The sequence below is a fragment of the Cellulomonas rhizosphaerae genome (assembly GCF_003470205.1).
Lineage (GTDB): Bacteria > Actinomycetota > Actinomycetes > Actinomycetales > Cellulomonadaceae > Cellulomonas > Cellulomonas rhizosphaerae.
Map to the genome: position 1 here is coordinate 1 of NZ_QWKP01000069.1, position 4,782 is coordinate 4,782.

Annotated in this window: 6 protein-coding genes and 1 pseudogene; 6 read left to right on the plus strand and 1 reads right to left on the minus strand. The window is 75.0% G+C overall.

Annotation, left to right across the window (positions count from 1 at the left end; all coding sequences use genetic code 11):
- Nucleotides 1–244 precede the first annotated feature (244 nt).
- The 5 genes from rpmI (at nt 245) to thpR (ending at nt 3,145) form a co-directional block, all read left to right on the plus strand.
- Entirely contained in the window at nt 245–439 is a 195-nt protein-coding gene (rpmI, locus tag D1825_RS01115; protein WP_118765679.1) for a 50S ribosomal protein L35, read from the plus strand.
- A 60-nt stretch (nt 440–499) separates the two neighbouring features.
- Nucleotides 500–883: a 50S ribosomal protein L20 gene (gene rplT, locus D1825_RS01120; protein WP_118765680.1), complete on the plus strand. Its 384-nt coding sequence runs from the start codon at nt 500–502 to the stop codon at nt 881–883.
- Between the two features lie 87 nt (nt 884–970).
- Nucleotides 971–1,621 (plus strand): hypothetical protein, encoded by a 651-nt coding sequence (locus D1825_RS01125; protein WP_118765681.1) that lies wholly within the window; start codon nt 971–973, stop codon nt 1,619–1,621.
- On the plus strand, nt 1,618–2,451 hold the full coding sequence (locus D1825_RS01130; protein WP_118765682.1) for a TrmH family RNA methyltransferase: 834 nt from the start codon (nt 1,618–1,620) through the stop codon (nt 2,449–2,451). The genes D1825_RS01125 and D1825_RS01130 overlap by 4 nt, the downstream gene beginning before the upstream one ends.
- Nucleotides 2,452–2,491: 40 nt before the next feature.
- The gene (thpR, locus tag D1825_RS01135) at nt 2,492–3,145 is read left to right on the plus strand and encodes an RNA 2',3'-cyclic phosphodiesterase (RefSeq protein ID WP_118765683.1); all 654 of its coding nucleotides are present in this window, start codon (nt 2,492–2,494) and stop codon (nt 3,143–3,145) included.
- Here thpR and D1825_RS01140 read toward each other — a convergent pair.
- The gene (locus D1825_RS01140) at nt 3,114–4,085 is read right to left on the minus strand and encodes an LLM class flavin-dependent oxidoreductase (protein ID WP_118765684.1); all 972 of its coding nucleotides are present in this window, start codon (nt 4,083–4,085) and stop codon (nt 3,114–3,116) included. The two genes, thpR and D1825_RS01140, sit on opposite strands and share 32 nt — an antisense overlap.
- A gap of 372 nt (nt 4,086–4,457) precedes the next feature.
- On the opposite strand from D1825_RS01140, the pseudogene D1825_RS01145 reads away from it, so the two are divergent.
- Nucleotides 4,458–4,782: pseudogene (locus D1825_RS01145) on the plus strand (phenylalanine--tRNA ligase subunit alpha); the annotation flags it as partial.

The following is a 4,782-nucleotide window of genomic DNA, read 5'->3' on the forward strand; positions in this document are numbered from 1 at the left end:
GCGCCCGGCAGCCACGCCCCGACCGGCCGCTCCGCGACCGGCCGCCCCCCGTCCCGCGGCAGCGCGCCCGGCGGCCACCACGGCCACCAAGCCCGCGCCGCGACCGGTTCCGAAGCCCCGCGCAACTCCTTCGGACCCCACAGCCTGACCTGCAGCACGGACGGGCCGAGTCATTCGGTCGGCCCGCACCCAAGACGAGTCGCACGAGCCCGTGCGATGCGAACGACAAGGAGACACGGCAGCCATGCCGAAGAACAAGACGCACTCCGGTGCCAAGAAGCGCTTCCGGGTCACCGGGACCGGCAAGGTCATGCGCGAGCAGGCCGGCGGCCGCCACCTGCTGGAGCACAAGTCGAGCCGCCAGACCCGCCGCATCGCCGGCGACGTGGTCGTCTCCGCCGCCGACACCCCCAAGATCAAGAAGCTGCTCGGTAAGTGATCCGGCGGGCGCGCAAGCGCCTCCGGGGCACCTGAGCCCTAGACCAGCAAGGAGCATCACGTGGCACGCGTGAAGCGGGCGGTCAACGCCCACAAGAAGCGCCGGGCAACTCTCGAGCGCGCCAGTGGTTACCGCGGGCAGCGCTCGCGCCTCTACCGCAAGGCGAAGGAGCAGGTCACCCACTCCCTCGTCTACGCCTACCGCGACCGCAAGGCGCGCAAGGGCGACTTCCGTCGTCTGTGGATCCAGCGCATCAACGCGGCCTCGCGTGCGCAGGGCCTGACGTACAACCGCCTCATCCAGGGCCTCAAGCTCGCGGGCGTCGAGGTGGACCGTCGTGTCCTGGCCGACCTCGCGGTGACCGACGCGGTGGCGTTCAACGCCCTCGTCGCCGTCGCGAAGAAGGCCCTGCCGGCCGACGTCAACGCGCCGAAGGCTGCGTGACCTCCGCCTCCTCGTGAGGTGACGGCTTCCGAAGTCCCCGGGTCATATCGACCCGGGGACTTCGTCGTACCCGCTAGCGTCCGAGGCATGACCCTGCGACGGCGGCGGCCGGGCGAGCAGATCCGCGTGCCGCGGTCGGCGTGGGAGGTGGCCGAGGAGGCCCACGAGCTGCTGACCTACGCGGGCGAGCAGATCGGGCCCGGCCTGACTGCCGACGAGCGGGAGGCCGTCGAGGAGCGCCTCGGCTTCCGCTTCGCGCCCGTGCACCGGGCGTTCCTCGCGCTGGGGCTCCCGCGCGGCCCGCAGTGGCCGACCTGGCGGTCCGGCTCGGCGCGCGTCCTGCGGGCACGGCTGCGGCTGCCGGTGGACGGCGTGGTCGCCGACGTGCTGGAGCACGACTTCTGGCCGGCCCGGTGGGGGCAGCGGCCCGCCGACCTGTCCGAGCGCGAGGCCGTCGCCCGGGGGCGGCTGGACGCCGTGCCGGTGCTCGTCCCGCTGTTCGGGCAGCGATACCTCCCGGCGGCCGACCCGTTGCCGACGCTTCCCGTGCTGTCGGTGCACCGGACTGAGGTGCTCGTGGCGGGTCGTGACCTCGTGGAGTTCGTCGACCGCGAGTTCTCGGTGGGCGGCGCGACACGGCGCGATCCCGACGATGTGGCGTCGCGCGTGCCGTTCTGGACCGAGCTGGCCGAGGTGGTCGAGGCGAGCAGGCTCGGACGGGGGATCATGTCCCCGTGAGCGAAACCCCGTACCTCGACAACGTCCGCGCCGAGCGGGTCAAGGCCGTCAAGGCCCTGGCCGGTCGATCAGCGCGCCAGCGGGCCGGGCGGTTCCTCGTCGAGGGTCCGCAGGCGGTCCGGGAAGCCGTGGCCGCGACCGACCTCGCGGTCCACGACCTGTACGTGACCGCGACGGCGACGGCGCGGTACGCGGACATCGTCAAGGCCGCAGGTGCGCGAGGGATCCGGGTGCACCGCGGCTCGCCGGAGGTGCTCGACGCCATGAGCCCCGACGCCCAGCAGATGGTCGCGGTCGTGGACCTGCTCGACTCCTCGCTCGCCGCGGTGCTCGCCGGACCGCCGCGGCTCGTGGCCGTGCTGTCGAACGTGCGCGATCCCGGGAACGCGGGAGCCGTCATCCGCGCCGCGGACGCCTCGGGTGCCGATGCCGCGCTCCTGACCAGCGAGAGCGTGGACATCCACAACCCCAAGGTCGTCCGGTCCACCGCGGGCTCGCTGTTCCACCTGCCCGTGGCGACCGGGATCGACCTCAAGGGCGGCGTGGCTGCGCTGCGCGAGGTCGGCCTGACGGTGCTGGCCGCGGACGGCGCGGGGGAGCACGACCTCGACGACCTGCTCGACGTCGCGGGCAGAGCACCCGACGGCGTCCCGGACCTCGCGGCGCCGACCGCGTGGATCTTCGGCAACGAGGCGTGGGGTCTGCGCGACGAGGACCGTGCGCTGGCCGACGCGGTCGTGCGCGTGCCGCTGCGGGGCCGCGCCGAGTCGCTCAACCTCGCGACCGCGGCCACGGTCTGCCTGTACGCGAGCAGCCGCGCCCACCGGTGAGTCGGACCCTCAGCTGGACCCACCTGGCAGGGTGTCGCGCATGAGGCTCTTCGCTGCCGTGTGGCCGCCCGACGAGGTCCTCGACCACCTCGACCTCGCCCTGGCCTCCGTGCGCGGCGGGCCGTCCGGCCTCTCGTCGGCGCTGCGCTGGTCCGCGCGCGAGACGTGGCACCTGACTTCGGCGTTCTACGGCGACCTGCCCGACGGCGCCGTGCCCGGCCTCGTGGCCGACCTCGCGAGCACGGCCGCAGTGGTCGACCCGTTTGCGCTCAAGCTGCACGGTGCGGGCGTGTTCGCGCACCGCACCCTGTGGGTCGGGGTCGGGGGAGACGTGGCCGCGCAGCGGCGCCTGACGGCCGCGTGCGTCGAGGCGGGCGAGAGCGCGGGGGCGTGGCGCGACGAGCGCGCGCGGGACCGACCGCACCTCACGGTCGCTCGCGTGCGGCCGGGCAGCGGACCGCCGCGGCGCCGCGGGTCGTCGGCCGCGAGCGCGCCGGCCGGTCGGCGGTCACCCGGGGCCGACGACGACGCGGCCGCGATCCTCGTGCGCGCGCTGTCCGTCTACGACGGCCCGACGTGGCAGGTCGACGAGCTCCTGCTGGTCGAGTCCCGCCCCGGTGCGGGTCGCGGCGGCGGGCCGCTGTACGAGCCGGTCGAGCGGATCAGCCTCTCAGGACCGTCGCGAGCGAGCTGAGCGCCGCGAACGGGTCGGACCCGACCGGGACGAGCACGACGCTCGCGAGCCCGGCGGCGTGCAGCTCGTCGATCCGGGCACGTGCGGTCGCGGCGGGCCCGACGACGGCGAGGGTCGACACCCACTCGTCGGGCATGGCCGCGACGAACTCCTCGCGGCTCGCGCTGGAGGCGCGGAGCGCGGCGAGCTCGTCCGCGAAGGGCAGGGGCGTGATGTGCGGCGCCCAGTCGGGCTCGCCGATCCACTCGAGCCCGGCGCGCGCCGTGGCGAAGGTCGCGTCGGGGTCGTCACCCACGGCCGCGACGTTGTAGCCGACCAGGCGGTGCGGCCCGTCGGCCGCGACGTGCCCGAGCGTGGAGGCGACGTACTCCGGCGTGACCGGCTCGGCCAGGATCGTCCCGTCGGCCACGGCACCCGAGACGGCGAGCGAGCGCGGACCGCGCACCCCCGTCAGGATCGGCGGGACCACGTCGGGACGCGTCTCCAGCTCGACGCCCGACAGCTGCACGTACCGGCCCTCGATCGTGACGCGCTCGCCGCGCAGCAGCGCGCGCAGCGTGCTCACGTACTCGTCGAGCAGCGTCAGCGGGCTCGCGGGCCAGGCGCCGACCGAGCGCATCCAGTGCGGCATCCCGTGGCCGACGCCCACGTCGACCCGGCCGGGGAACAGCTCGGCGAGGCTCGCGATCTCCATCGCGGCGAACGCGACGTTGCGGGCCGCGGTGGGCAGGATGCCGACGCCCACGCGGATGCGCGACGTCACCGCGAGCACGGCGGCGGCCTGGGCAGTGCCGCCCCGGAAGCCGAGGTCCTCGACGACCCACAGCTCGTCGAACCCGAGCTCCTCGGCGCGCCGTGCGTACGCGAGCACGCGGCCGGCGGGCAGGTCCCGCGGCAGCACGACTCCGACGGCGTCGTCCTTCGGCCTGGTCCCGCTCACGTGCTCCTCGCTCCCCGGCGGCCCGTCCGCACTGCCCCCAGTCTCGCCGCTCCCAGCGGTGGTTCACGCACGCATCCCGGCCAGGAAGCGTGCGTCAGCCACCGGCCGGCGTGGAATCTGCTCGACAGCGGTGGCAGGATCGGGGCATGCGTATCCCGGGCGGCAGTGGTCGCCGATTTAGCCGGCCCGTTCCCGGGCTGCGCTCCTGACGCGCACGTGCTGAGCCGCCCTCGCGCGCGGTGGACCACGGAACCGACCCGGAGCGGGCGCCGATAGACTCGTCCGCTGGTCGGCCGCTCCATGCGCGCCCGGCCACGGCCCCGCCCGCCGAACGCCGGCGTGGGTCGCCCAGCACCTCCCTGGAAGGTCCGGATGTCCGACGACACCCCTGTGCTGTCCCCGCTCGACGAGAGCGGCATCGCCGCCGCGGTCGACGCCGCCCTGGTCGCGGTCGAGTCCGCGAGCACGCTCGACGAGCTCAAGTCCGCGCGCCTCGCGCACACCGGCGAGCGCAGCCCGCTCGCGCTGGCCAACCGTGGCATCGGCGCCCTCGCGCCGGCCGACAAGGGCACCGCGGGCAAGCTGCTCGGCGCGGCCCGCGGCCGCGTGCAGCAGGCCCTCGCGGCCCGCCAGGTCGTGCTCGAGGCCGAGCGCGACGCGCGCGTGCTCGTCGAGGAGACGCTCGACGTCACGCTCC

Bases quoted from the DNA above. Each gene is read 5' to 3' on its own strand.
- rpmI (WP_118765679.1), top strand. From the start codon at position 245: ATGCCGAAGAACAAGACGCACTCCGGTGCCAAGAAGCGCTTCCGGGTC.
- D1825_RS01125 (WP_118765681.1), top strand. From the start codon at position 971: ATGACCCTGCGACGGCGGCGGCCGGGCGAGCAGATCCGCGTGCCGCGG.
- thpR (WP_118765683.1), top strand. From the start codon at position 2,492: ATGAGGCTCTTCGCTGCCGTGTGGCCGCCCGACGAGGTCCTCGACCAC.